This is a genomic window from Blautia sp. AF26-2, assembly GCF_003460955.1.
Classification (GTDB): Bacteria; Bacillota; Clostridia; order Lachnospirales; family Lachnospiraceae; genus Fusicatenibacter; species Fusicatenibacter saccharivorans.
This window is the reverse complement of sequence record NZ_QTWD01000005.1, coordinates 214,339-240,866: the sequence shown is the minus strand read 5'-3', so window position 1 is coordinate 240,866 and position 26,528 is coordinate 214,339. Positions and strand designations below refer to the sequence as shown.

25 protein-coding genes are annotated in these 26,528 nt (G+C 47.3%); 7 read left to right on the top strand and 18 right to left on the bottom strand.

The annotated features are described in order from the left end of the window. Positions 1–36 precede the first annotated feature (36 nt). Together DWY63_RS08640 and DWY63_RS08635 are read right to left on the bottom strand one after the other, a co-directional pair. Positions 37–1,638, bottom strand: a complete 1,602-nt coding sequence (locus tag DWY63_RS08640; protein WP_199607208.1) for an ABC transporter substrate-binding protein — start codon at positions 1,636–1,638, stop codon at positions 37–39. Between the two features lie 219 nt (positions 1,639–1,857). Continuing rightward, a complete protein-coding gene (locus tag DWY63_RS08635; RefSeq protein WP_117510953.1) occupies positions 1,858–2,331 on the bottom strand; it encodes a hypothetical protein in 474 nt (157 codons plus the stop codon). A gap of 226 nt (positions 2,332–2,557) precedes the next feature. Between DWY63_RS08635 and DWY63_RS08630 the strand changes: the two genes are divergently transcribed. The 3 genes from DWY63_RS08630 (at position 2,558) to DWY63_RS08620 (ending at position 3,787) form a co-directional block, all read left to right on the top strand. Further along, entirely contained in the window at positions 2,558–2,740 is a 183-nt protein-coding gene (locus DWY63_RS08630) for a FeoA family protein (RefSeq protein ID WP_117801888.1), read from the top strand. Continuing rightward, complete coding sequence (locus DWY63_RS08625) at positions 2,740–3,282, top strand: EAL domain-containing protein (RefSeq protein ID WP_117801887.1); 543 nt, start codon at positions 2,740–2,742, stop codon at positions 3,280–3,282. Before DWY63_RS08630 ends, DWY63_RS08625 begins: the two co-directional genes overlap by 1 nt. An 85-nt stretch (positions 3,283–3,367) precedes the next feature. Next, positions 3,368–3,787 carry a MerR family transcriptional regulator gene (locus DWY63_RS08620; protein ID WP_330415442.1) on the top strand — a complete coding sequence of 140 codons (420 nt, stop codon included), beginning with the start codon at positions 3,368–3,370 and terminating at the stop codon, positions 3,785–3,787. Between the two features lie 107 nt (positions 3,788–3,894). Here the strand turns inward: DWY63_RS08620 and DWY63_RS08615 are convergent, their stop codons facing one another. The 5 genes from DWY63_RS08615 to DWY63_RS08595 all read right to left on the bottom strand — a co-directional run bounded on the left by DWY63_RS08615 (position 3,895) and on the right by DWY63_RS08595 (position 7,031). Continuing rightward, on the bottom strand, positions 3,895–4,095 hold the full coding sequence (locus DWY63_RS08615; RefSeq protein WP_117801885.1) for a hypothetical protein: 201 nt from the start codon (positions 4,093–4,095) through the stop codon (positions 3,895–3,897). Positions 4,096–4,157: 62 nt separating this feature from the next. Next, complete coding sequence (locus DWY63_RS08610; protein WP_226906349.1) at positions 4,158–5,063, bottom strand: SIR2 family NAD-dependent protein deacylase; 906 nt, start codon at positions 5,061–5,063, stop codon at positions 4,158–4,160. A gap of 52 nt (positions 5,064–5,115) precedes the next feature. Continuing rightward, positions 5,116–5,898 carry a protein-ADP-ribose hydrolase gene (locus DWY63_RS08605; protein WP_117801884.1) on the bottom strand — a complete coding sequence of 261 codons (783 nt, stop codon included), beginning with the start codon at positions 5,896–5,898 and terminating at the stop codon, positions 5,116–5,118. Positions 5,899–5,977: 79 nt separating this feature from the next. After that, positions 5,978–6,589, bottom strand: a complete 612-nt coding sequence (locus DWY63_RS08600) for a pyridoxamine 5'-phosphate oxidase family protein (protein ID WP_117801883.1) — start codon at positions 6,587–6,589, stop codon at positions 5,978–5,980. Between the two features lie 46 nt (positions 6,590–6,635). Beyond that, positions 6,636–7,031 (bottom strand): pyridoxamine 5'-phosphate oxidase family protein, encoded by a 396-nt coding sequence (locus tag DWY63_RS08595; RefSeq protein ID WP_117801882.1) that lies wholly within the window; start codon positions 7,029–7,031, stop codon positions 6,636–6,638. 265 nt (positions 7,032–7,296) lie between these two features. Between DWY63_RS08595 and DWY63_RS08590 the strand changes: the two genes are divergently transcribed. Beyond that, positions 7,297–7,665, top strand: coding sequence for a winged helix-turn-helix transcriptional regulator (locus DWY63_RS08590; protein WP_117801881.1), 369 nt, complete (start codon positions 7,297–7,299; stop codon positions 7,663–7,665). Positions 7,666–7,732: 67 nt separating this feature from the next. Here the strand turns inward: DWY63_RS08590 and DWY63_RS08585 are convergent, their stop codons facing one another. The 10 genes from DWY63_RS08585 to DWY63_RS08540 form a co-directional block, all read right to left on the bottom strand. Beyond that, positions 7,733–9,778 carry a beta-galactosidase gene (locus tag DWY63_RS08585; protein ID WP_117801880.1) on the bottom strand — a complete coding sequence of 682 codons (2,046 nt, stop codon included), beginning with the start codon at positions 9,776–9,778 and terminating at the stop codon, positions 7,733–7,735. Positions 9,779–9,796: 18 nt separating this feature from the next. Continuing rightward, the gene (locus DWY63_RS08580) at positions 9,797–12,835 is read right to left on the bottom strand and encodes a glycoside hydrolase family 2 TIM barrel-domain containing protein (RefSeq protein WP_117801879.1); all 3,039 of its coding nucleotides are present in this window, start codon (positions 12,833–12,835) and stop codon (positions 9,797–9,799) included. Positions 12,836–12,932: 97 nt separating this feature from the next. Then, a complete protein-coding gene (locus DWY63_RS08575) occupies positions 12,933–13,739 on the bottom strand; it encodes a carbohydrate ABC transporter permease (protein ID WP_243001871.1) in 807 nt (268 codons plus the stop codon). Further along, positions 13,739–14,626, bottom strand: a complete 888-nt coding sequence (locus tag DWY63_RS08570; protein ID WP_022461293.1) for a carbohydrate ABC transporter permease — start codon at positions 14,624–14,626, stop codon at positions 13,739–13,741. The genes DWY63_RS08575 and DWY63_RS08570 overlap by 1 nt, the downstream gene beginning before the upstream one ends. Before the next feature lie 187 nt (positions 14,627–14,813). After that, on the bottom strand, positions 14,814–16,190 hold the full coding sequence (locus DWY63_RS08565; RefSeq protein ID WP_117801878.1) for an ABC transporter substrate-binding protein: 1,377 nt from the start codon (positions 16,188–16,190) through the stop codon (positions 14,814–14,816). 203 nt (positions 16,191–16,393) lie between these two features. After that, positions 16,394–17,335 (bottom strand): AraC family transcriptional regulator, encoded by a 942-nt coding sequence (locus DWY63_RS08560; RefSeq protein ID WP_243001870.1) that lies wholly within the window; start codon positions 17,333–17,335, stop codon positions 16,394–16,396. A gap of 15 nt (positions 17,336–17,350) precedes the next feature. Further along, positions 17,351–17,650, bottom strand: a complete 300-nt coding sequence (locus DWY63_RS08555; protein WP_117801876.1) for a cupin domain-containing protein — start codon at positions 17,648–17,650, stop codon at positions 17,351–17,353. 236 nt (positions 17,651–17,886) lie between these two features. Next, positions 17,887–19,740 (bottom strand): ABC transporter ATP-binding protein, encoded by a 1,854-nt coding sequence (locus DWY63_RS08550; RefSeq protein ID WP_117801875.1) that lies wholly within the window; start codon positions 19,738–19,740, stop codon positions 17,887–17,889. Then, positions 19,733–22,054, bottom strand: a complete 2,322-nt coding sequence (locus DWY63_RS08545) for an ABC transporter ATP-binding protein (RefSeq protein WP_117801874.1) — start codon at positions 22,052–22,054, stop codon at positions 19,733–19,735. The genes DWY63_RS08550 and DWY63_RS08545 overlap by 8 nt, the downstream gene beginning before the upstream one ends. Before the next feature lie 45 nt (positions 22,055–22,099). Continuing rightward, entirely contained in the window at positions 22,100–22,546 is a 447-nt protein-coding gene (locus DWY63_RS08540) for a MarR family winged helix-turn-helix transcriptional regulator (protein ID WP_117801873.1), read from the bottom strand. Between the two features lie 201 nt (positions 22,547–22,747). On the opposite strand from DWY63_RS08540, the gene DWY63_RS08535 reads away from it, so the two are divergent. After that, positions 22,748–23,443, top strand: a complete 696-nt coding sequence (locus DWY63_RS08535; protein ID WP_117801872.1) for a hypothetical protein — start codon at positions 22,748–22,750, stop codon at positions 23,441–23,443. A 74-nt stretch (positions 23,444–23,517) separates the two neighbouring features. On the opposite strand, the gene DWY63_RS08530 is transcribed toward DWY63_RS08535, so the two are convergent. Continuing rightward, positions 23,518–24,456, bottom strand: a complete 939-nt coding sequence (locus tag DWY63_RS08530) for an AraC family transcriptional regulator (RefSeq protein ID WP_117801871.1) — start codon at positions 24,454–24,456, stop codon at positions 23,518–23,520. Between the two features lie 207 nt (positions 24,457–24,663). Between DWY63_RS08530 and DWY63_RS08525 the strand changes: the two genes are divergently transcribed. Continuing rightward, a complete protein-coding gene (locus tag DWY63_RS08525) occupies positions 24,664–25,842 on the top strand; it encodes an MFS transporter (RefSeq protein ID WP_117801870.1) in 1,179 nt (392 codons plus the stop codon). Positions 25,843–25,906: 64 nt separating this feature from the next. After that, positions 25,907–26,500: a DUF1349 domain-containing protein gene (locus DWY63_RS08520; protein WP_117801869.1), complete on the top strand. Its 594-nt coding sequence runs from the start codon at positions 25,907–25,909 to the stop codon at positions 26,498–26,500. Positions 26,501–26,528 lie beyond the last annotated feature (28 nt).

Sequence of the window (26,528 nt, the reverse complement as noted above, 5' to 3'; positions counted from 1 at the left end):
GAGGTAACCATACCTCCTTCGTCTGCTTTTTTGTTTTTATTCTTCGATTGTCCAGTCCTGAATATTCCAGAAAATACCAACGCCGTGGTGGCCCAGCACCGTGTCTTTGGAAATTCCCTGAATACCGGAATCTGCCACATAATTTGCATCAATATAACAGATGAATGCATAGGCCGGATCTTCTGCCAGTTCTTCCTGGAATTTTCCGTAATATTCTTTCCGCACTTCCGGATCGTCACTCTGGCGGGCAAGAGACAGATACTCATCTACTCTTTCATTGGAATAGCTCGAATAATTCGCCCCTTTGTCCGTGCCGAAAACCTTATATGTATGATCGTCCGCATCGAACGGGCTTCCCCAGCCGATCAAACAGGCCATCTGTCCGCCCCAGTCCATCTGTGCCGGAATTTCTACGGTACAGTTGATTCCGGTTTCCCGGAGCTGCTGTGCTGCTGCCTGGGCAATATCAATGCGGTCCTGCTCACCGGACATCACGCTGATGACAAAACCGATTTCTTCGCCGTCCCGCTCATAGAAACCATCGCTGTTTCTGGTGCATCCGGCCGCTTCCAGAATTTCCTGTGCTTTTTCCGGATTGTAATCATAGTGTTCTACATTTTCGTTATTATAAATGTTACGCTGCAGAGGACTGTATGCCGGCATTCCCTCGCCAAGAAGTACAGAATCAATGATCGCCTGACGGTCAATAGAATAGCATACCGCCGGAATGATGTCTCTGTTTTTCGTCCAGTAATCATTTGCAAAGTTAAATAAAATTCCGCGGTAATCTGCCGTTGTCATATCGTAGCAGGTAAAACCGTCTTTTTCTTTGAAATTCTGTGCATTTTTCGGGTCAAGCAGCGCCAGATCCAGTTCGCCGGATTCCAGCTGCATTGCCTGTGCATTATCATCCGGTACAATTTTGAAAATGACCTTGTCAATCTTTGGTGCACCGAGGTAATAATTTTCATTTTTTGTCAGAACGATCGACTGGCCTTCATCCCAGCTTTCCAGCTTGTACGGACCTGTTCCGACCGGTGCTCGGAAGAAATCCGACTCCTGCATATTTTCACCTTCCAGCAGGTGCTTCGGCAGGATGGCCATCGTCATGTATTCCAGGAAAGCCACGTTCGGCTCAGAAAGGCGGAAGGAAACGGTGCTGTCATCTATAACTGTAATCTCTTCTACATCCTCATAATTTGGTGCATTTTCAGATCCGTTTTCCGGATCCATGATCGCTTCGATGGTGAATTTCACATCATCCGCCGTAAATTTTTCTCCATCATGCCATTGGATGCCGTCCCGGATATGAAAGGTGTAGGTGCAGGTTTCTGCATCGTACTCCCATTTTTCTGCCAGACCCGGAACAATGTTGTCATCCGCATCGTGTGCGGTCAGTCCGTTGAACAGCAGCAGATTAATTTCACCGTGCTCATCCATCGCCGGATTAATCCTGGTATAATCAGCAGAACCGTAAACCAGGGTCGTCTCTTCCTCCCCTGTCTGGCCGGAAGAAACTTCCGTCTCTGTTTTCGACAAATCTGTACTGTTGCTGTTTTTCCCGCTGTCCTGACCGCATGCCGCAAGGGATGCTGCAAGAGACACCATCAGCATCAAAGATAATATTTTCTTTTTCATCCTTTTCCTCCCATTTTCAGACCGTTTTTACCCGGACTGACCGCTTTTTTGCTTTGTACTCCCATGATCTGCGCGCCTGATCCATGTACTGTTCGTTCATTATATTTGATATTTCAGGCTCTCACAAGCCGGGTGGGGGGATATTTTTTTCTTTTCTTGTAAAGTTAATCGTCTCATGCAGAGGGAGTTGCCCGTTTCTTTTTTGTTATCCTATTTTCTTTACCCTATCACATCCGTAACCGCATTCACCGCTTTCGCCACAAAGCTGATCGTCTTTTCATTGAACACTTCCCCGTCTTTTGAGATCGAAACGTGTGCGAGTCCGATCTCATCTTTCTCGCTCGCTTCGGTGCTGCCCATGAGGGTTGTCCATTTGATATGGACATCGTCGGCAGTGATGGCGTGGTCGCATATTACGATGTACTGTGCTTCATCGAACAGCGGCGAATTGGATTCCGCATAGACGATGATGTCGTTGTTTTTTTCCTGATAGACGCGCACGGTATAATTTACCAGGTCTTTTTCATCCGTAATATAGTCCTTGTTCGGCGATACGGTTTCTTCGCAGATCAGGCTTGCATCTTTTGGAATGGTATTCTTCTCTTTCGTTTTGGTCATCCCGATCATCAGCATACAGTTGCAGAGCGCTGCGATCAGAACTGCAAGCAGCAGGATTTTTATTCTATGTTTCATTGTTTTCTCTTCCTTTTCCCATGTCATAGTTTGTCACTGATGTTTCATTTCCATTATACATGATTCCCCCAAAATAAGAAACGTTAAAATACGTCCGTCCCCATAAAAGCTTTTTTGAAAAAATTTCTCAAAGAAAAAGTTTTCCATTTTGTTCCAAATATGTTATGCTATACTATCCGTTAGGCAATTCTAACTTGATGCACTCTCGCAATAAAGGAGGTCCTGCATGCCTTTAAATTTAACCGTTTTCAATCAGTTTTACGCCATCAATAAAATCTGCGGCCAGGAAAAGCAGCGTCATTATCTGGAGTCGCTTGGGTTTGTTCCCGGGGCCAGGATTTCGATTCTAAAGAAAAAATTTTTACGCTTCTCAATAACAGAAGCGAAGAAAAACAGTACGCCTTTCTGATGACGGATGTCGACAATTTTCATCTGCTCAACGATTACTGGGGTTATGAGACGGGTACGAACATTCTGAATTTCATCCTGAAAAAGCTGGAACTCTTTCCGCAGACACTCTTTGTGAACCGCTATCACTCCGATATCTTTGTCGGCATTATCGATATCACCTGGCAGGATCCGGCCGTGGTGCGGGAAAAGATTTCCGCCTATCACAAGCAGGCGATCCGCTTCTTCCACGACCGGAATATCCGCATTTCCATGGACGATTTTGGGTCTGGATATTCGTCCTTAAATTCGCTGAAGGATATTCTGTTTGATGAAGTTAAAATTGACAAACATTTCCTCTCGGCGGGCCTCTCCGAAAAAGGAAAAATTGTGCTGGAAGAGATGTTCCATCTTTTAAAACGCACAGACAAATGGATTGTCTGCGAGGGTGTGGAGACGAAAGAGATGGTAGATTTTCTGATCGCCGAAGGATGCGACGAGCTGCAGGGATTCTATTATTATAAACCGATGGAACAGAAAAAATTTGAAGAGCTGATCGCTTGACAAAGTCCGAATTCTATACTATGGTTATCTTGCCCGGTAGTTACTACCGATTCAATTCTGTTATCAACTTTGTTGGGAGGTATGCATGATGTATTCCATGAAAGAAGCCTGCGTTCAGACAGGCATGTCGTATGAAACCCTGAAATTTTACTGCAAAGAAGGCCTCGTCCCGAACGTAAAACGCGACAGCCACAATTACCGCGTTTTCGACGACCGCGACATCAAATGGATCCAGAGCCTCGGCTGCCTGAAGCGCTGCGGCATGACGCTGGCGGAAATGAAAGAATATCTCGCCTACTGCCTCGAAGGTCCATCCTCCATTCCGGAGCGTAAAGAAATTCTCGCGGTAAAAAAAGAAGCGCTGCTCGCATCGATGGAAAAACTGCAGAAAGCCATCGATTATATCGACTGGAAACAGAATTTTTACGATGATGTCCTGTCGAGAAAAATCGAATATCACAGCAATCTGATTTCCGATGAAGAGATTGCACAGAAGGCACAGTAGTCCTTCCTATCCTATGCAAAAAACGGCGCCGATCTTTTTACAGATCAGTGCCGTTTTCTCATTTTTTCTCTTCTTTCCTCCACCGTCTCCATGCGTCGTCTGTGGAGCTATTCATTTACTTCGGCTGCGGTCCGCATACTCTGTCCGAAATCGACGATGTGCCACAGGATTTTTGCTCCCAGGATAAAGGATCCGTAGATGGCTGCATCCAGCGGGCCGTACCAGAAATGCCAGTAATGTGCCAGCGGCAGCAATGTGATTTCCAGCAGGCAGGTATGCAACTCTGTTGAATTTATCTCGTCAATCATGTCATCATCTCGTCACGTAAGTGACGTGATTAATTTTCTCGAATATTATATGTTTTTCCGTCTCAGATCCGATCCAGCACTTCCCCAATATCCCCTTTAATGCACACCGCTCTGTCACGGATCAGATCCGGGACACGCATATCGCTGGTGTTGATGCAGACATAAAGATTATCTTTATCTTCTGCTGTCATGCTGAAAAATGGATATTTGATGATTCCCGGCGTGTTGTATCCCACGCCGAGTTCCAGATACAGGATATGGCCTCTGTTGTGACGAAGCAGGAAATCGATGCGTCGGCTGGATGCCTCATGCCAGCCTTTATCTTCCACAAACGTGTCATCCGCGCGCAGATTCATGCTCATCGGTTTTCCGCAGTGTGGGCAGTACGGCACCAGTTCTGATGGGATCCGCATGCTCAGGTTTCCGTTCTCCGGCGGAACAAGGCTTCCGTCTTCCAGGATCTGATACCCCTGGGCAAGCAGCATCTTTCGAATGATTTCTTCATTGTCATACTTTTCCTTGCAGCACGGCTCAGAGCACTGAAACAGGCCGTAATCTCCCTGCGTGTAAAACAAACGGTTTTTATCAAATCCGGCTTTCTGGAAGCAGTGGTCTACATTTGTGGTGATGACAAAATAGCTCTTATTTTTCATCAGGCTGAGCAGTTTCTGGTAAACCGGTTTTGGCGCGTCCTGATAACGGTTGATGTAAATGTATCTGCTCCAGTACGCCCAGTATTCTTCCAGCGTATCGTAAGGGTAGAAGCCGCCAGAATACATATCGTGGAAACCGTATTTCTGTTCAAAATCTGCAAAATATTTCCGGAACCGCTCACCGCTGTAGGTAAATCCGGCCGATGTCGAAAGCCCAGCCCCGGCTCCTATTAAAATCGTGTTTTTTTCCTGCAGTGCGGTGCGAAAACGCTCCATCTTTTTTTCAAATTCTCTTTCTTTCCAACTTTCAAACATCACAAATTCACCTCTTCTTTTCTTTCTGCTTTTGTTCCCCATTCTTCAGCGATTACTTTTCTCCCAGCAGCTCCTCATAAATCTCCCGGTCGCGGTCCTTGAACACGTTGAAAATGACCTTCTCCACGCTCGTCTCTTTCTGCGCCAGAAACTCTTTCACCGTCGCAACGGCAGTCTCCGCTGCTTTCTCGTTCGGAAAATGAAATTCTCCAGTGGAAATGCAGCAGAACGCCACGCTTTTCAGTCCGTTCTCCGCCGCAAGTGACAGGCACGACCGATAGCAGTCCGCCAGCTGCCGGCAGTGTGTTTCCGTCAGATGGCCGCCCACAATCGGTCCAACCGTGTGGAGCACATAGCGGCACGGCAGATTATACGCCGGCGTGATTTTCGCCTGCCCCGTCGGCTCCGCATGGCCCTGCGCTTCCATCATCTCCTCGCAGTACAGCCGAAGCTGCACACCCGCAAACGTATGGATGCAGTTGTCAATGCACCGGTGATTCGGCACGTAACAGCCAGTCATCCCGCTGTTCGCCGCATTCACAATCGCATCGCACCGGAGCGCGGTGATATCGCCCTGCCAGAGATACAGCCCCTGCTGCACCGGCGTAAGGTCGTCGACATTCGTCACGCCCTTTTTTGCCGTCTCCTCCTGCAGATACGCATCCTGAATGTTCAGAAATTCTGCACTGCTCTTTTTCACCATGCGCACATTCATCAGCCCCCGCAGAAGCTGTCTCTGCCCGGTGCTGTCAGACGGAATCTGCATTCCGCGGTACTCCCGGCTCTCTTCCAGCAATGACTGGATCAGAAAATTTCTTCGTTCACTCTGGTTCATGTTATTCCCTCATTTCCATCGTTTCTATAGACTTTATCTTATCACTATTCCCATAAAATCTGTAGCTAAAATAAGGGGACTACTGCCCTCTTTTGCGAATCGTTCCTCTCGGACACGTCTCCGCGCATCGGCCGCAGTGCAGGCACTGGTGCTGGTCGATGACGGCCGGGATGCGGGTGATGTCGATGCATTTCTGCGGACAGACTGAAAAACAGAGCTTGCAGCCAATGCATTCGTTTCCCACCTCGTACCCAGCCATCGACTGCTCTGCGCCGCCGATCAGGATCGTGTCCCGCACGATATGCGACGGATCGCTGATGTCGAAGTATTCTCCCTCGGCCTCGTACACGCGGAACACCTCAAGTGCCGCGCGTGTATCGCCGGGATAAATTTTCTGCATGTATGGATTTTTTCCGAAAATTTCATCCAGCTTTTCACTGTGGATGTTCTGGATTCTGCCGCGGAGAGAGACTGCTTTTTTATCTTTCGTCGCAGAAATTGCCACATAGCCCTGCTCCATGAGCTGTGCATAAAAGGCTTTTCCTTTTGCCGTCAGAAAATACACTCCTTTCTTGTCCCACAGCATCATATCGATCACACGGGTCTGTGGATGACCGTCTGCACCGATCGTCGCCATCGTGGTTGAGTGCATCTCCTCTACTAACATCTTCAGATAATCATTTCTCTCCATAGCGGCAGATTCCTTTCTCTTTTTACTTCAAATTCATAGCGACAGATTAAAACTCGTACGGCGGGTTTCCGGAAAAGTCTGCGATTACACCGTGTGCATTGTTCAGATAGAATACCTCGAAAATCGGGTTGTCTGCGGTCTGGTACTGGCCCTTTACAATCGGATTTCCCATGCACATTTCTTTTGCAGCCATGTTGTTTTCAAATACAGCTTTTCCGTTCAGACGGATCCATGCATAGGATGGGCTGGAAGTGGAAATTTCAATTTCCGGATTTGCCAGCATATCTTTATAAACATCTTTGGTGTTGTTGGTACAAAACCACAGTTTTCCTTCCATTTCGCCAATAAACATAAACGGACGGCATTTTGCTTTTCCATCGCGTCCTACAGTTGCTAAATACTGTACCGGGTTTTCTTTTAAGAATTCTACTACTTTACTCATGATGATGTCCTCCATTTTCGTTTTTTGATTTTGTTTTTGAGCTTGTTTCTTATGATTTGGTTTCGGCCTTTTTCGAATGCGCTCCAGACCTTTTTTCTCGAAAGGATTGCTTTTTTCTTTCGATGGCTTTATAATAAGCCCAAAGCGTCTTAACGTAAAGTAAGCATAATATTGTGCTGTAGTCACCAAAAGGAAACTATTGTGTAAATACAAGGTTTTCCGTGCTTACTTTTACAAGAAAATCTTTATGAAATGGAGGTTTTTTATGTCAGTTTCTGAAAAAAACGCAATATCTTTAGCCGATCTCCCGGCCTGCCCGGTAGAGACTACCTTAACCTTAATCAGTGATAAATGGAAAGTCCTGATTCTCCGTGATCTGATGCCGGGCACCAAACGTTTTGGCGAATTAAAAAAATCCATCGGTCACGTTTCCCAGAAGGTTCTGACGAGCCAGCTCCGTCAGATGGAACAGAGCGGGCTCGTCAGCCGTAAAGTTTATGCAGAAGTTCCGCCGCGGGTAGAATATACCCTCACCGACCTGGGCTACAGCCTACAGCCAATCATGGATGCCATGTGGAGCTGGGGAGAAAATTATAAGAAAAAACTCTCCGCCGAAGAATCCGAAACTGCCTGATATTCGTTTGTTTTTTGCAAAAAAAATGTCTCAAAACCAGTCTTTTGTTTTGAGACATTTTTATTTTTTATTTTTCCCGGAAGTTCGGACTGTTTTCTTTCAGCACCACTGTTTCCCAGCTTCCGATTGTTCCATCATACTGTCCGTTCCACACCGGATACTGTTCGACCGGAAGTTTGATTTCCACGGCATTCCGATTAAAGTTCTGTACGAACACATACCGGATTCCATTCTTTTCGCGCGTTGTAACCTCCACGCCATCCGGAATCTCTTTCACCACCGATGTGACACCTGCTTCTTCTGCCAGTTTCCTGCAGAGCTCATCGTACAGACCCTGTTCAAAATCGGCACAGATCTGATATGCTTTTCCTGCGCCATACTGGTTTTCTGTCAGTGCAGGCATTCCTGCATAAAAATCTTTTCCATAAGTCATCAGCACTTCTGCTGTCGATGGTTTCACCAGTTCACAGAGATTGCTGCACCTGTACGTCCGGGTCAGATGCAGACGGTTTTGCGGGACCGGAACTCCTTCGTTCCATTCCCCATCGTACAGGCCGTCAATCTCCATGCTCCGAAGTCCCATTACATCCAGCAGTCCGTGCGGCGTTCCGCCAAGGAAACAAAGATCCGTCTCATCTACAATTCCGGACCAGTACGTTGCCAGAAAAGTGCCGCCTCCGGCCACAAACTGCCGTACTTTTTCCACCCATCCTTCCCGCTGCAGATAAACCACAGGCGCTGCCACGATCTGATAGTCCGAAAGGCCCTGCGTTTCATCGATGACATCAACATCCAGGCCGAGTCTGCGGAAGGCGCGGTATGATTTTTCCACGGTTTCTTTGTAAAACAGGCCCTGATTCCGTGGCCCTGCCGCATCTTCCAGTGCCCACCGGTTTTCGGTGTCATAAATCACAGCCACTTTCGGACTGCAGATGGCACCGGAAAGTTCCTGCATCTGCGCCAGGGTTTCTCCTACCTTTGTCACTTCCCGGAATACACGGGTGTCATCTCCTCCATAATGGTCTATCACCGCTCCATGAAACTTTTCGGAAGCTCCACGGCTCTGGCGCATCTGGAAATACAGGACACTGTCCGATCCGTGCGCCACAGCCTGCATGGATGCGGCATGCAGCATGCCCGGCTTTTTCAGTTTGCTGACCGGCTGCCAGTTTGTTGCGGACGGACAGCTCTCCATCAGATAAAACGGCTTTTTCTGGATACTGCGCATGATATCATGCTGCATCGCCGTATCTGCTGCCGTAACTGCTTCCGCTTCTTTGTGCCAGGTCGGATAATTGTCCCAGGAAACAAAATCAACAATGTCGGCAAACTTGTGATAATCCAGTCCCTTGAAATCATACATCATATTGATGGTCGTGGGCTGTTTGGCACCGGCATCCCGCAGCGCGCTGATCTCCCACTTCACAAAATCGGCTGTCTGATCTGTTACAAATCGTTTCCAGTCCAGATTCAGTCCGTGCAGCGATGCGTCTCCTTTTGGCGACGGACTCTCCACCTGATCAAAACTCTGGTATGTATGACTCCAGAACGCCGTATTCCATGCATGGTTTAAGGCCTGTAAACTGCCATATTTTTGTTTTACCCAGTTCCGAAATGCCTCCTGGCAGAGCGGGCAATGGCACTCTCCGCCTAGTTCATTCGAAATATGCCATGCAATGACACCTGGATGATCCTTGAACGCTTCTGCCAGTTTTGTATTGATCTTTCTCGTTTTTTCCCGGTACACCGGCGAGGTATAGCAATGGTTATGACGCTCTCCGTACAGATTTCTCTGCCGCATCGCATCCATGCGGAGTACTTCCGGATATTTCTGTGCCATCCAGCGCGGTCTTGCCGCTGTCGGTGTAGCCATCATGACAGAAATTCCATTTTCATACAGGCGGTCTACCATTTTTTTGAGCCATTCCAGATCAAACACGCCTTCTTCCGGCTCCAGGAATGCCCAGGAAAAGATGCCGAGGGAAACTTCATTTATTTTCGCTTTTTTGAAATACGCAAGATCCTGTTCCAGAATTTCCGGATATTCCAGCCATTGTTCCGGATTGTAATCTCCGCCATGCAGAAGTTTTCCAAAATTTATATTCTGTCTCATGAAAATCTCCTTTTATTCTCAAATGCCTCGGAATGTAAAGGTAAATTCCAGTTTCTGGTCAACCGGAATCAGGTATTCCGGATGGGTCTGTGCACCCCAGCTGTCGTCTCCTCCGACACCCATCTGCTGTTTTGCCACGCGCACAACGGTGTAATGTACCTGCGGCAGTTCATACGGATGCATCGCATTTTCCAGCTCGTGCGGTGTGTACGGCAGTGCGGAAAATTCCATCTTGTCGCCGCTAAACATCATACCACGGCCCTTGCGGTTCGTCACGGTTGCCCAGCGTACACCAACCTTGTTGCCGCACTCCTGCGGAACGAGATATTTCGCCATATTGTCTTCGACTTTATTCTTATAAACGCCAAGCTTTGCTCCGGCGCAGCGGTCCACATACGTCTCCTCCGGTCCCATGCCATACCAGGTAACGTGGTCGTAATCGGCATCCAGCTTGAACATCACGCCGAATTCCGGCATATCGCCGAGCTCTTTCACCGGATCATACGTCAGCGTCGTCTGAATGCTTCCATCGCCGAAGACACGGTAGGTCAGACGGCACTCACTCGCCGGTGTGGTCGGCATTACATAGCGGTAGCTGACTTCTGCGCAGTCCTCGTGTACTTCGATTTCCGGTGCATACAGTCCCGGATAATGACTGCCGTTCGGATATTTGTGGGACAGATACATCGAAGCAATCTTCCACTGGCTGTAACGCATCGGCATCAGGCTTCCGCAGTCATTGTCGATCGGCGCACGCCAGAAGTTCGGTTTCGGAATCATTTTGATCATCTCAACGCCGCCGTAACGGTACGATACGAGTCCGCCGTTCAGATCGGAGAACATCACATCGAAATTCTCGCCGCGCACACCAAAATCATGGTTGGAACGGATCACTTCAAATTTCGCCGGTTTTTCTGCTTTCGCCGGTGCTTCCACTTCATAAACGCCCTGTCCAAATGCAACTTCATGGCCGCGCTTGCCCCATACGGTATCTTCTTTCAGGCGGAAGGAAACGGTCACCGCATACTCTCCCGGAAGTGTCTGTACCGCGATCGGCAGCTCCACCGTTTTTTCCGAAAGCGGCTCCACCGAAACTTCCATCGGCACTTCTTTCAGTTTCTTTCCTTCTTTTTCGAGAAGTACTACGCATGCAAATGTATCGGTATTCACAAACAGGTTTTTATTTTTTACAACCGCCTTGTCTTTCTGCACGTCAATGGAAATATTCTGATAGCAGAATTTTACTTCCTGCATCTTCGGAGACGCGTCGCGCTCGCCGCCGTATACGATACCATTTCCACTGAAGTTATAATCACACGGATGGTCGTCAAAATCACCGCCATACGCCTGGAACTCTTTTCCGTAGCGGTCTTTTTTATAAATCGACTGATCGATATAGTCCCAGATAAAGCCGCCCTGGAACATTGGCTCTTCCTCGGTCAGATCCATATATTTCTTCATCGCGCCGCAGGAATTTCCCATGGCATGGGCATACTCACAGCAGACGTACGGTTTTCTGCGGTCTTTCGCTAAAAATTCCCGGATCTCGTTGACCGTGGTGTACATCCGGCTTTCCATATCGCTGGTGTCGTTGTATCTGCGGTCATCGTTCACTCCCTCATAATGGACAAGGCGGGTCGGATCCATCTTCCGGTATAACTGAGACATTTCAAAAATAACCTTTCCGCCGAACGATTCATTTCCGCAGGACCAGATCAGAATCGCCGGATGGTTTTTGTCTCTCTGATACATCGAGTTGACACGGTCCAGCATGCAGTCCATCCACTCCGGACGGTCGCACGGTACGACACCGGAGAAATCCCCGTTCCGTACCGCATCCGTATCTCTCGTTCCATGGGACTCCATGTTGCACTCCGCGATCATGTAAAGACCGTATTCATCGCACAGATCATAAATGCCGACCGCATCCGGGTAATGGCAGGTACGGATTGCATTGATGTTGTTCTGTTTCATCGTTGTCAGGTCTTTGATCAGCTCTTCTCTCGAAACGACACGGCCGGATACGGAGCTGAACTCGTGGCGGTTGACGCCTTTAAAGACAATGCGTTTTCCATTCAGCATCATGATGTGGTCTTTCATCTCAAAGCGGCGGAATCCGACTCTCTGCGGAATCAGTTCCTGCACTGTTCCATCCTCTGCGGTGACTTCCAGCAGAAGATCATACAGCACCGGTGTCTCTGCGGACCACAGTTCCGGGTGATCGACTTTCAGAACAAACTGTGTTTCCCCATCCAGCACACCTTCGGTGCTCTGCAGTGCCGTTCCGTCTTTTGACAGGGTAATTTTTACTTTTCCTTTTCCGATCGTTTTCGTATCAATGACCAGATCTGCCTTCGTAAACGTATCATCCAGCAGCGTCTGTACTTTCAGATCCGAAACGTGAACCTCCGGAATCGTGTACAGATACACATCACGGTAAATACCGGAGAAACGGAAGAAATCCTGATCCTCGCACCAGCTTCCGCTCGTCCATTTGAAAACCTGCGCAGCCAGTTTATTTTCGCCCTCTTTCAGATACGGGGTCAGTTCAAACTCGGACGGAGTAAACGTATCCTCGCTGTAGCCAAGGAACGTTCCGTTCAGCCATACGGCAATACCGCTCTCTGCTCCCTGGAAGGAAACAAAAAGCCGTTTTCCTTTCATCTGATCCGGCACTTCAAAATATTTCACATAGGAAGCCGTCGGATTGAACCGCTCCGGAATCTCGCCCGGCTGGATTTCTTCTCTTCCTTCCCACGGATACTGCACATTGGCATACTGCGGTGCGTCGTATCCCTCCATCTGGATATGCGCCGGCACGCGGATATCATCCCATTTTGTGCAGTCATACTCCGGTGTCTCAAATCCCGGAATCGTGCTCTCGTAGTTCTTTGCATAGTGGAATTTCCACAGTCCATTCAGACTGTGACGGAAGTTTTCCACATGCTGCTCCATTTCTTCCACCGATCCATAATACCTGTGATCGGAATGCGCCGGTACCCGGTTCTCTCCATAATACGTCGGGTCCTTCACTTTTTCATACTGAAATACACCCATTTTTATTTTCCTCCTTCTGGAATTTTATTTTCTTTGATCTTTTGAAAAAAGGTGGATATTCATCCAAATATCCACCTTTTCTGTTCGATTCTTTTTCTTATTTTACAGCACCTGTGATACCTTCTGTGAAGCTCTTCTGGAAGCAGAAGAAAATGATTGCTGTCGGGATCGTACAGATGAATACGCCGAGCATCAGCACGCCATAATCTACAGTGTAGCCGCCGAGCAGGTTCGCTACCAGCATCGGCATGGTAATGGAATCATTGTTCTGCAAGATAACCTTTGGCCACAGATAGTTGTTCCATGCATTCATGAAGGTGATAATCGTTGCTGCCGCATAGGTCGATTTCATGGTCGGCATATACATGCGGAAGAAAATTCCTGTCTCGCTTAAACCATCCAGTCTTGCCGCTTCGATGATATCGTGCGGGAAAGAACGGGAAGCCTGACGGAACATCATAATCATAAACGGAGTGGAAATCGAAGGAAGCATAAATGCTACCATCGTGTTGACCATTTTTAACTGTGAAAACATGCGGAACATCGGGATCATGATTGCTGCAAACGGGATCATCATCGCAGTCAGAAGCACGGTAAATACCGCATCTTTCGCTTTGTCATGATAAATTTCAAATCCATAACCTGCGATTGAGCAGACCAGAAGACAAAGGACCGTCAGTACCGTTGCATTCCGGAACGAGTTCCACAGTGCAAGACGCAGGTTCTGCTGCGCAATCAGTGACTTGAAGTTTTCCATCAGATAAGTACCCGGAATCAGTTTTCCGGCAATAACATCAATACTTCTGTTCGTAGACGCGCAGAACATATAGTACAGCGGAAATACAGAAAGGAGGGATGCTACCGTTAAAACCAGATACATGAAGAATTTCTTTGTTTTTCCCATTATCGCTCGTCACCTACTTTCATCTGAAGCAGTGCCAGAATGGCTACCATGATCAGGATCAGGATGGACATTGCTGCCGCATAGCCAAAGTTCGGGCTCTGTACAAAGGACATATTGTAAATATAATGAGACATGGTCATGGTTGATTTTCCAGGACCTCCGTTTGTCAGGTTCAGGGACTCATCGAACAGCTGCAGAGTACCGTTGGTAGAAGTAATTGTGGTCAGCAAAATCATCGGTTTTAACAGTGGAACGGTGATCTTGAAGAAAGTCTGCAGCGGGCTTGCGCCGTCGATTTTGGCTGCTTCGTAGATCGAATATTCAATGTTCTGCATACCGGAGAGATAGAAGACCATGTTGTATCCGGTCCATCTCCAGATCAGGGCGATGATGATAACCGCACGGGCTGTCCACGCATTGGAGAACCACATGATCGGGTTCATGCCGAGGCCGCGGAGAACGGTGTTGATAAAACCGTCATTTGCAAACAGGGAACGGAAGATCATCGCGTAAGATACGAGAGATGTTGCGCACGGCAGGAAAATGCAGGTACGGAACAGTCCCTTAAAACGCAGATCTTTGTTGTTCAGCATGGAAGCAAACATCAGGCCGAGGATCAGCATGATCGGCACCTGAATAATCAGATAAAAGAAGGTGTTGCTTAAGGTCTGTTTAAAGGTCGGGTCTTTTAAAATACGGGCATAGTTTGCAAATCCGTTGAATTTCAGGTTGATGCCCATACCTGTCTGTAAAGACAGGATGAATGCCTGAATCATCGGATAAAAGCTCATCCATGCGATCAGGATCGTTGCCGGCATCAGGAAAGCCCAGCCGGTAAGATTCTGTTTTCTTTCCAAGTTCATTCCTTTTTTCTTCTGACTGCTCATGGAATCTTCCTTTCTTTTTTTACCTGGCGTGTGTTTGAAAAAATCTTTTTGCAGACAACATTTCATGTTCTCCTGCAGAAATCATTTTTCAAACACACACCGCATAGATACAGAACGGGCCTGCTTCTGTCTGTCCAGGAAGCAGACCCGTTTCTTATCGTCCTACTTTTTTATGTATTGCAGGATATCAGCCACCCATGTTGAACTCTACAGTTTCCTGTGCGGTCTGAAGTTCGCTGTCCATATCTGCTCCTGTCTGGATGATATTGGAAAGTGCGGTTCCGACAGCATCACGTGCATCGTAGTAGAATGCTCCAGTGATGTTGGATGGAGTCTTGGTTGCGAAATCAACGATTTTTGCATAAACCGGGTCATCACTGAAGAATGCAACTGGCTGTGCATATGCTTCGGAATCTCCTGCCGGTGCCCAGGTTGCCAGAGCGCCTTTTGCGATGATGTCATCGTAAAGAGCTGTGCTGCCTGCGAAGGTAGATTTCATAAAGTCAATGGCAAGATCGGTTTTCTTGCAGTTGGAAGAAATTGCCCAGGAAGAACCACCGTTGTTGGAGTAGTTGGTTGCTCCGTCGATGCCGTCCAGTTTTGGCATATTGGTGAGCGCCCATTTACCGGACTGATCTTCGTTTGCTGTGATGGAAGCCATAATCCAGCATCCGTTGATAACGCCTGCTGTGGTTCCGTTGTTGATGGATGCAATGTACTGATCCCAGTCAGTAACCTCTACAAGAGTGCCATCTTTTACCATCTGGCTGTAAATCTCAAGGATTGGTTTCAGTGCTTTGTTGTCTACGATGTTGACAGATCCATCTTCGTTGAAAAGGGACTCACCGCAAGACTGCAGCATTTCCATAACAAGGTCCGGAGATCCGGCCTGAGATGTCAGGATCGGCTGGCCTGTTTTCTCTTTGACAACTTTTGCTTTCTCCATAAAGTCATTCCAGGTGATATCTGTGAAATCATCTACGGTGAAGCCTGCCTGCTCCAGCATATCAGTACGCAGGCACTCGATAACGGCACCATTGTCGAACGGAATTCCGTAGTTCTTCCCATCCAGAGTAGAGTAAGCAACTTTTGCGGATGAGAATTCGCTGAAATCAATTCCGGAATCGGTCAGATCGGTGAAGATGTCCGGATAGTTGGTTGCATATTTCTGGAAGGAGTTATCCTGCATCAGGAAGATATCCGGCAGAGTGCTTAAGTCTCCTGCGGAAACTGCTGTGGTCAGACGGGTTTCAATGTCGTCGGACTGTACTTCGCTGACTTCTACTTTGAATCCTTCGTGATCCTGTGCATAAATTTCAGCTGCTTTCTTGATCGCGTAAACGTTGAAGTTCGGGTCCCAGGTCCATACGGTTAAGGTGTTGTCATCATCAGAGCCGCCCTCTACTACGTCGCTGCTCTCTGATTTTGCAGTGGTTTCACTTGCTGCTGATGCATCGTTTCCGCCGTTGCTGGAACTTGTTGTAGTTCCTCCGCTGGAACCACATGCAGCCAGTCCAAATACCATTGCTGATGCCATTACGATTGATACAATTTTTCTTTTCATATTGCACATCCTCCTTAAGATGTTATTTTACAACCTGACTTTTTCACATATATCGCCTAAAAGTCTTTTGGTTGTTTTGTACATTTTTTAGGTTTTTATCCCCTCAACATGTACAAATTATAACAACATTCTTTCGTCGGTTGTGCGCATATTCGACTCTATCCTATGCATTTTCAACTATTTATAGATATTTTCACTTTGTTTCACCATCCTTCCTGTGTTTTTATGTCAAATTTCAACAAATTCTGCTCGTAATGTTCCGGTGCCCTCCGCCATTGCTGGGGCGAAACGCCGAGAATCTTTCGAAAATTACGATTAAAAGTGGATATTGTTGTGAATCCGCAGTGCAGTGCAATGTCACTTACGGAGGCATTTGTCTTTCTCAGCTCTTTGCACGCTGCCCGGATCCGAACCCAGTTGATATATTCCACCGGCGGCATCCGCATGGATTCCTGAAAAATACGGCGCAGATGTGTCTCACTGATGTGGCACACATCCGCAAGTTCTTCAATCCGGATGCTCTCGTGGAAATTTTCCCCGATATAATTGAGCGCAGGAAGAATCAGGGCAATGCTGGCATCATCCAGAATGGCATTCTTTTCCTGCGTCTCATCTTTTTCATTCCATCTCGCAATCTGCATCAGAAGCGCCCGCGTCAGCCCCTTTACTTCTTCCAGATAAAATTCCTCTTTTTCATCCATGCATTTAATAATCAGTTTGATCAGCTCCGCCACCTCAGGTCTGTCCTCATTTTTCGAGTAATGAGCCCTCTGGTTGATGCGGGAAATCAGCTTCTGTGCCATACGCGAATTATCCTTATACAGTTTTGTGATAAAGCCTTCCACATCAATAAACAGCCATGCCCAGGAGCACAGACTGTTTTCCTTTGAGTTTGTCGTATGTGGAAAGTTCTTTGGTACTACCGTAAATGCCCCCCCGTCGTACGGAATTTCTTTATCTTCCAGGACAATTGTCCCCTCACCGTAATAGCAGACGCCGATCTCCATCATATTATGAAAATGCAGGTAATCAATCTGATAACCGTAGTTCTGTACCCATTTTTCGCCCAGAAGCGCCAGCACCGGACATTTCTCCGGCGCTTCGTAGTAGCGGTATTCCATCCTGGGCTTTTTCTTTCTGCTCATGGCCGTCCGCTCCGGTTACTCTGCTTTTTTCTGAATCATCGCCAGAAAGACCAGCGGCTCTTCCCCAAGGCAGGAAATCGCATGTCCGCTGCTGTCCTCGCAGAACGTCGTCATGCCATCCTGTACCGGATAGGTCTTGTCATTATCCTGATACATTCCCCCGCCGGATAAGATGTGGTACGTTTCTGTCTCTCCGTGATGCTCATGATACGGAAGCTCGTCGCCCGGTAAAATTGTTACTTTCGCAAATAATGTCACCTTTCCGGAAAGACGCTCGCCCTCCAGTAATTTTTCTGTTATGTGTCTGTCTGCCATTTTTTGTTCTCACTTTCTTTTTTCTGCTGTTTATTTTACTCCAGATTGCTTAGATATTCTACCACGAAAGCAAAAAATGCCTGAACACTTAAGCTCAGGCATTCATTTTCTTTTTTGAATTGTAAATAACAACAATTCCCACTCACAGTAGGGACCACTGCTTTTATAACGGAGCCAGTGCTCTTACTTATTTTGTACAGAAATTCCGAAGATATGTCAAGTCAATTTTTCTTCTCTTACGCCACCACATCCTCAAACTGCGAATTGTAAAGATTTGCATAGAATCCGTTTGCCGCGAGCAGTTCTTCGTGATTTCCCTGCTCGATGATGTCTCCGTCTTTCATGACGAGAATCAGATCCGCATCACGAATCGTGGACAGCCGGTGGGCGATGACGAAGCTTGTTCTGCCCTTCATCAGGTTATCCATGGCTTTCTGGATCTCGATTTCGGTTCTGGTGTCGACGGATGAGGTTGCCTCGTCGAGGATCAGAATCTTGTTGTCAGCAAGGATTGCGCGTGCAATCGTCAGCAGCTGTTTCTGTCCCTGCGACACATTGCTGGCATCTTCATTCAGTTCCATCTGATAGCCGCCCGGCAGGGTCTGGATGAAGTGGTGGGCTCTTGCGGCTTTTGCTGCTGCGATGACTTCCTCATCTGTTGCATCGAGCCGGCCGTAGCGGATGTTTTCCATGATGGTTCCCTTGAACAGCCACGTATCCTGCAGGACCATACCGAAGGCATCGCGCAGCTCTCTGCGGTTGAAGTCTTTGATGTTGTGGTCGTTCAGCAGAATGGCTCCGCTGTTGACATCGTAGAAGCGCATCAGCAGTTTGACCATCGTCGTCTTTCCGGCTCCGGTCGGGCCGACGATCGCGGTTTTCTGGCCCGGTTTTACTTTGGCGCTGAAATCGTTGATGATGATCTGCTCCGGGTTGTAGCCGAAATGTACGTGGTCGAAGGTGACTTCTCCTGTCACAGTCTCGATTGCTGCCGGATTCTCGACAATCTGGTCTTCCTCTTCCTCGTTCAGGAATTCAAAGACACGCTCGGATGCCGCCGACATCGACTGTACCATGTTGATAACCTGCGCAATCTGCTGGATCGGCTGGGTAAAGTTTTTCACATACTGGATAAATGCCTGGATATCACCGATCGTGATCACGTTTTTGATCGCCAGAAGTCCGCCGGTCAATGCCACGCAGGCGTAGCCTAAATTTCCGACAAACATCATAATCGGCTGCATCATACCGGATAAAAACTGGGATTTCCATGCGGAATCGTAAAGAATATTGTTGGTTTTTTCAAACTCTTCGATCGTATCCTTCTCGCGGTTAAATGCCTTGATGACGAGATGGCCGCCGTAAACCTCCTCAACCTGACCGTTGATGTGGCCTAAATATTCCTGCTGGGCACGGAAGAATTTCTGTGATTTCTTTGTCACGAGTCCGATGAGTCCCATTGAAATCGGCAGGATCACAAGCGCGATCAGCGTCATCAATGGGGAGATACTCAGCATCATGATCAGAACACCGATGAGCGTTGCCAACGAGGTGATGATCGTCGTGATACTCTGGTTCAGTCCCTGGCCAAGCGTATCGACATCATTTGTGATGCGTGAGAGCACTTCACCGTACGTGCGGCTCTCAAAATATTTCATCGGCATACGGTTGATCTTCTCCGAAATCTCTTTTCGAAGCTGATAGCACACCTTCTGCGTCACGCCCGTCATGATCCATCCCTGGATGAAGCTGAACAGGGCGCTCATCAGATACAGGCCAAGTACAAACAGCAGAATCGTTCCGATTCTTGCAAAATCAATGCTTCCTGTGCCCCGGATCTTTTCCATCAGTCCCTCGGACAGTGCGGTCGTAGCTTTTCCGAGAATCTTTGGTCCGGCAACATTGAACACCGTTGAGCATGCGGCACAGATCATAACAATACAAATCGCAATTTTATATTTTCCGATGTACTGAGCGAGCTGTTTGATCGATTTTTTCAGATCTTTCGGCTTCTCGCCCGGCTGCATGCCGCGGCCCATCCGTCCCATCGGTCCTCTTTTGCGCGGCTGCTGGTTCATTTCATTACTCATGGTCAGCCACCTCACTTTCCTTCAGTCCAAGCTCTTTCTCTGACAGCTGGGATTTCGCAATCTCCTGGTAAACCTCGCAGCTTCTCAGCAGTTCCTCATGCGTACCTTTTCCGACTACTTTTCCGTCATCGAGCACCAGAATCTGCTCCGCATGGAGAATCGTGCTGATCCGCTGTGCCACGATGATCACGGTGCTGTCTTTGACATTCTCCGCCAGTGCTTTTCGAAGCGCCGCATCCGTTTTCAGGTCAAGTGCAGAAAAACTGTCGTCGAAAATAAAGATTTTCGGGTCTTTTGCAATCGCACGCGCAATCGCCAGACGCTGTTTCTGTCCGCCGGATACGTTCGTTCCGCCCTGTGCAATCGCGGTTTCGTATTTGTCATCTTTTGCCTCGATAAACTCGGTTGCCTGCGCAATTGCGGCTGCCTTTTCGATCTCCGCATCCGTCGCATCGTCTTTTCCGAAGCGCAGGTTGGATGCGATCGTTCCCGAGAACAGCACACCTTTCTGCGGCACGAAACCGATCTCATCGCGCAGATCCTTCATCGTAATGTTTCGAATATCTTTTCCGTCGAGCGTAATCTTTCCGCCCGTCACATCATAGAGACGTGGGATCAGGTTGACCAGCGTCGATTTACCGCAGCCGGTGCTTCCGATGATCGCCGTCGTCTTGCCAGGCTCGGCAACGAAGTCGATGTCATGCAGCACATCCTCCTCGGCGCCCGGATAACGGAAGTTGACGTGATCGAAGCGGACAACTCCGTTGTGAACCTCCAGCTGCTCCGGATTTTTGACATCCTGAATGGAGGATTCTGTCTGAATGACTTCATCGATACGGCCGGCGGCAACAGCGGCACGCGGCAGCATGATTGACATCATTGTCAGCATCAGGAAAGACATGACGATCATCATGGCGTAGGTAATAAATGCAGTCATTGCACCGACCTGCATCGTGCCGGCATCGATTTTATGTGCACCGAACCATACGATTCCGACGGTCAGCACGTTCATAATCATCATCATACCAGGCATCATAAAGGTCATGACGCGGTTGGTGAACAGGGTTATTTTGGTCAGTTCCTTATTCGCACCGTCGAAGCGCTCTTCCTCTTTGTCCTCTCTTCCGAACGCACGGATGACAGAGAGTCCGGTCAGGATTTCACGCGATACGAGGTTGATGTTGTCAACCAGTTTCTGCATCAGCTTAAATTTCGGCATCGCAAGGGAGACAAGCAGCATCACGTATCCGAGAATGACGATGATCGCAAGAACAATGATCCATTCCATACCGGCTCCCGTTTTCATGACTTTCAGCACACCGCCGATGCCAAGGATCGGAGCGTAGGCAACCATTCGCAGCACCATGACGGAGACCATCTGAATCTGCTGGATATCGTTCGTGCTTCGGGTAATCAGCGATGCGGTGGAGAACTGATCCATCTCCGCATTGGAGAATCCGACAACCCGTTTGAATACTTTTTCGCGCAGATCGCGGCCGATTCCGGCGCCGACGCGGGAGGCAAACAGTCCGACGAGAACAGTTACCACACCCATCAGGAGTGCCATGCCGACCATCTTGAGGCCTGCAGTCAGAAGGTACGTTTTCTGAATCTGGTCTACATCGAGACCCGCCGCTTTGTCTGCGGAAACTGCATACGCAATGCCCATCGATTTTACCAGGGAGCTTCCCATCGTATCAAACGTTTTTTCCATGCTGTCGCGCATCGAGAGCACGGTGTCTTTATCCATCTGCCCGCTCTCGAGCATCGCTGCAAAGATTGGACGGACATCCACACAGGTGACTTCGACTTTGTTTCCATCGTCATCCTCTTTTTCCTGCTGGAAGCTCTTCAGCTCCACATGCATCATCTCGCCGATCTGCTCAATCGTCATGTTTTCAAACACCGACGCATCCTGACCGGTCTGCTGTGCCATGAGTTGTTTAAAGGTATCCTCCTCCATCGCACCCATCTGGTAATTCATCAGCAGTGCAACGGTCAGTGTATCGTCTGTTTCATCAAGTTCTTTTTCAGAAGCTTTGTTCCGTTCATAATAGCCGTCCTTTTTCGTATAGAGGCTTTCCCATAAATCCACCTCATCATCCGTCATGATAAACTCGGCCGTCTGAAATTCTTCCTCGGTGATCCGTTTCGGCGTAACGTGCTCGACGCCGCTGTTCTGAATGCCCACATCGATGATGTCGGATGTATACGACGGGAGCGACAGGTCGCACCACGCCTGGACAAACAAAAGCATAAGAATCACAAGAATCGATTTCCAGTACGGGAGCATATTCTTGAAAATCTTACTCATTTTTTCCCCTTTCTGTCTTTTTTTGTGTACCAGCTTGCCGGCACACTAATTCTGTCGTTTTCGGGTGTCAATTTCTTTTTCTGCGATCTCATAGATACGATCCAGATAAGCAACCAGCCGATCTACATCCTCTTCCTTTAACTGTGACATCACAGAGCAGCCAAAGTCCTGCATTCTGTCCCGTACCTCTTCCCCCTTTTTCCAGCCCTTCTCTGTCAGACTGATATACGTATTTCTGCGGTCTTTTTTGTCAACGCTCCGCTCTACATATCCTTTTTCCTCCAGTCCGCGCAGTGTGCGCGACACAGCCGGCGGAAGTGTTTTGGTCTTCGCCGCCAGCTCTGAGCTTGTAATTTTTCCGTTTTCTCCCATTTGCAAAATCGCACCCATAACGGAAAATTCGGAACTGCTGAGTCCCGGTATCAGGTCTGATACGTTCAGTTTTTTAAACTGGTGCACCGCACGAAACAGTTTTTCAAATGCATCTTTCATGTTTTCCCCCTCCTTTTGCCGCAAATGTTTAACAGTGTTATTTATTTACGCATGTTAAATAATAACACCGGCAAATTTCCATGTCAAGAAATTTGCCGGTGTTTATGTTTTTTTTAGAATTTACGCTACTCAAATAGAATTTGACAAACGCTGCCATTTTGTTTAGATTAGAAGCAAATACGAAAGGACATCTTCATTCCCATGCCAGGTTTTATTTTACATCTCACCGCAGCCCAAATGCTGTTAAAGCACCTCCCGTCCCACCCGGATTTTCCATATCCGATTTCATCGGTAAATGATTTTCTGATCGGAAATCTTCTGCCGGATGCGACGCAGCAGAAAGAATCCTCCCATTTCCGCGATCCGCTTTACCGCGAAAAAATGATGGTATTCCCGGATCTTACACGGTTTACAGCGAAATACCGTTCACTTCTGCCAGATTCGAGCGCACTGGGATATTATTTTCATCTTTATATTGACCGGAAATTCTTTAAGGATTTCATTCCGCAGATTGTGGAATTTTATAATGCGGATGGAGAAATTACAGATATGAGAGATGAGATTGCAACGGTTTATATCAAAAAATCGCGGACATCCATTCCTTTTTCCAGATATCTCACGGAGGAGTATTATTACGGGGACTATACACGAATGAATACATATCTTGTCAACCGCTATTGCATCCCGCTCGATCTCAATCCTAACGTCACGAACCCTGGAATCACAGAAATTCCGTATGAGAACGTCCAACAGGTACTTGACCTCCTCCATCACTTCCTCTCCGTCCCGCCGGAAGCCGCGCAGGATCTGAAGGTCTTTCCGCTTGAAGAGCTGCTTGCGGCACTAGAGCAATATGTAGAAGAGTTTTTGGCTGTGCCGAATAAATATATTCCATAATTTTCCATTTAAAAAGGAGCAGAACCCACACCGGATTCCGCTCCTTTTTCAGAATGTAATTTTTCCGTTTCCTCTTACACTACCTCTTGAACAATCCCTTCTCTGTCATCCGTATCCATTTGTTTTTTTCTTCGATATTCCGTCGGTGTCCTCCCATAATATTTCTTAAATGTTTTGCAAAAATAATCCATATTTTCAAATCCCGTCTCGCCGGAAATTACAGTTATCTTTTTCTCCGTCGTGGCCAGAAGCTTTGCAGCCTCCTGCAGACGATACTTCACCAGATAATGCACCGGCGTATCGTGAAGATATCTTCGGAACAGATTCAATGCCGTACTTTTGCTCACCATAGCCTGCCCGGCGATATCCTCCAGGGTAAGATTTTGTCGGAAATTTTGATGAATATATTGCATCATCAGCTGTGTTCTTCCCTGTGAGGATGCCGTATTTTCTCTTTTTTTCTGCAGCACTTCCGAATCCATGTGCAAATAAAGCAAGTGCCACAATTCCTGCGTCAGAAATAAAGTAACCAGTTCCCGGTCTTTGTCTGATTCCTGCGCTTTGAGAATTTTCTGCATGAGCTCCAGTGCTTCTGCCTGCCATTTTATTTCCCTGCAAAAGACAATGCAGTCCACCTTACACGCCTGTATCGGTGCAATGTATTTTTTGTAAATCAGGCTGTCTGCCGAAGCGAGAAATGTCGGTTTCAGAACGAAATTTGGCACAATCGCATGGCCTTCAGAAAAATAGCGATGCAAAATCTTTGAGTTAATAAAAATGCCCGTTCCCTGTCCCAGTGAAAACTGCTTTTCGCCAACCCAGAAGGTTGCTGTTCCCTCCTGTACAAAAACAAACTCAAACTCCACATGCCAGTGCCATTCTACACAATGAAAATCAAACAACGCAAGATCGTCGTAATACAATTGAAACGGATACTCACTGTTTCCATGCTGTATCGTTTCCATCATGCTTTCATCCGTTTGGATCTTGTTATAAAATGTATTAAATTCCATCTTTCCCCGCCTCCGTTTTTCAGGCACGCCCCTCTCTATTTTACGATATTATACAATAAACAGACGATATATTCCAGTGAAAGCGACACTATTTTACGTTATTATACAAAAAGAATCGTTGTCGCTCCATGGAACACGGTGAACGGCAACGAAACGAACACTACGGCCGCAGCAGTTCTGCCATTTTAAAAAACGGAGTATATCATCATGAAAAAGAACTACCACAAAACCTTAATTGCCTGTTATCTTGGATTTATCACGCAGGCAATTTCTGCAAATTTTGCACCTTTACTATTTCTTACCTTTCACAGAACTTACCATATTTCTCTTGGAAAAATTGCGTTTATCTCGACAGTATTCTTTTTCACACAACTTCTTGTCGATTTGTTCTGTGCCAGATATGTCGATAAAATCGGTTATCGCAGGTGTGTCGTTGCTTCTGAGATTCTTTCCGCCTGCGGCCTGATTGGACTTGCCTTTCTGCCCAATATTCTGCCAAATGCCTATGCAGGAATTTTGCTCAGTGCCATGATCTATGCCGCCGGAAGCGGACTGATTGAGGTTCTTGTCAGCCCAATCGTAGAGGCTTGTCCGTTTGACAATAAGGACAGCGTTATGAGTCTGCTTCACTCCTTTTACTGCTGGGGGTCTGTAGGCGTCATCTTACTCTCCACTGCTTTTCTGGCAGTTTTTGGTATGGAACGCTGGCCGATCCTCGCATGTATCTGGGCTGTACTTCCACTGTACAATACGTTTAATTTCCTTTCCTGCCCGATTGAATCACTCACCGGAAGCGAAGAAGGACTTACCATTCGTCAGCTGTGCCGTCTTCCCATTTTCTGGATTTCCCTTGTTCTTATGGTCTGCGCCGGAGCAAGCGAGATTTCGATGGCGCAATGGGCTTCCGCTTATGCCGAGTCTGCATTAGGTCTCTCAAAAAGCATTGGAGACATTGCAGGACCGTGCCTGTTTGCTGTGATGATGGGCATCAGCAGAACCTTCTATGGTAAATACGGGGAAAAAATTGACTTAACAAAATTTATGATCGCATCCGGTACACTTTGCCTGATCTGTTATCTGGCTGCAGCTCTCGCACCATATCCTCTTTTAAATCTTACAGGCTGCGTTGTGTGTGGTTTCTCCGTAGGAATTATGTGGCCGGGAACCATCAGTATTTCATCCTCTAAAATTCCACTCGGCGGAACTGCACTGTTCGCACTTCTCGCCATGGCCGGAGATATGGGTGGTTCCATTGGACCATTTGTTATTGGATTTGTCACACAAAACACCGGCGACGATCTGAAGGCAGGTATGCTGGCCGGCTGCATTTTCCCTGCTGTACTGATTTTGTCTGTTTTTCTGCTCCGACAAAGGAACGCAGAGTAAAAATAAGCACCGAAGAGATACTGTAACGTGTCTCAGACACACTTCTTAGAAAGGAGATAGGATGATGGATTTTTCCTGGTTAAATGAAAGCGAATTAAAAAGAGAGGAAGAAGGCAAGCTTGTCATCTTTGCACCGGCTGGGACAGATTTCTTCTGCAACAACGGCACTGTTTCGGAAGAAGGCATTACGCCGGAATCACTGCACAATGCACCCTATTATTATACGGAAATCGAAGGCGATTTTGTTCTGACTGTCAAAGTTTCTCATGACTTCAAAGACATCTATGACTCTTCTTCTCTTATGGTCATGGAAGATCTGGACAACTGGGCAAAAAGCTGCTTTGAAAAAACCGATTTCGGAACTCATGCCGCTGTCAGCGTTGTGACGAAACAAGGTTATTCTGACGATGCCAACGGAAGTAATATTTCCGGAAATACCGCATGGCTGAAAATTTGCAGAGTGAAAAATTCCTTTGCTTTCCATTATTCTGAAGACGGCATTCATTATTTTATGACAAGATTTTTTAATCTTTCCGGTAAAAAGACCGTAAAAGTAGGGCTTCTTGCCCAGGCGCCGCAGGGAAATGGTGGCAACCGGATTTATGAAGATTTGCATATTGAGAAGAAAACAGTAAAGAATATCCGCTTCGGAGGATGAAATACCCTGAGTTCTTCTATTTTAAAAG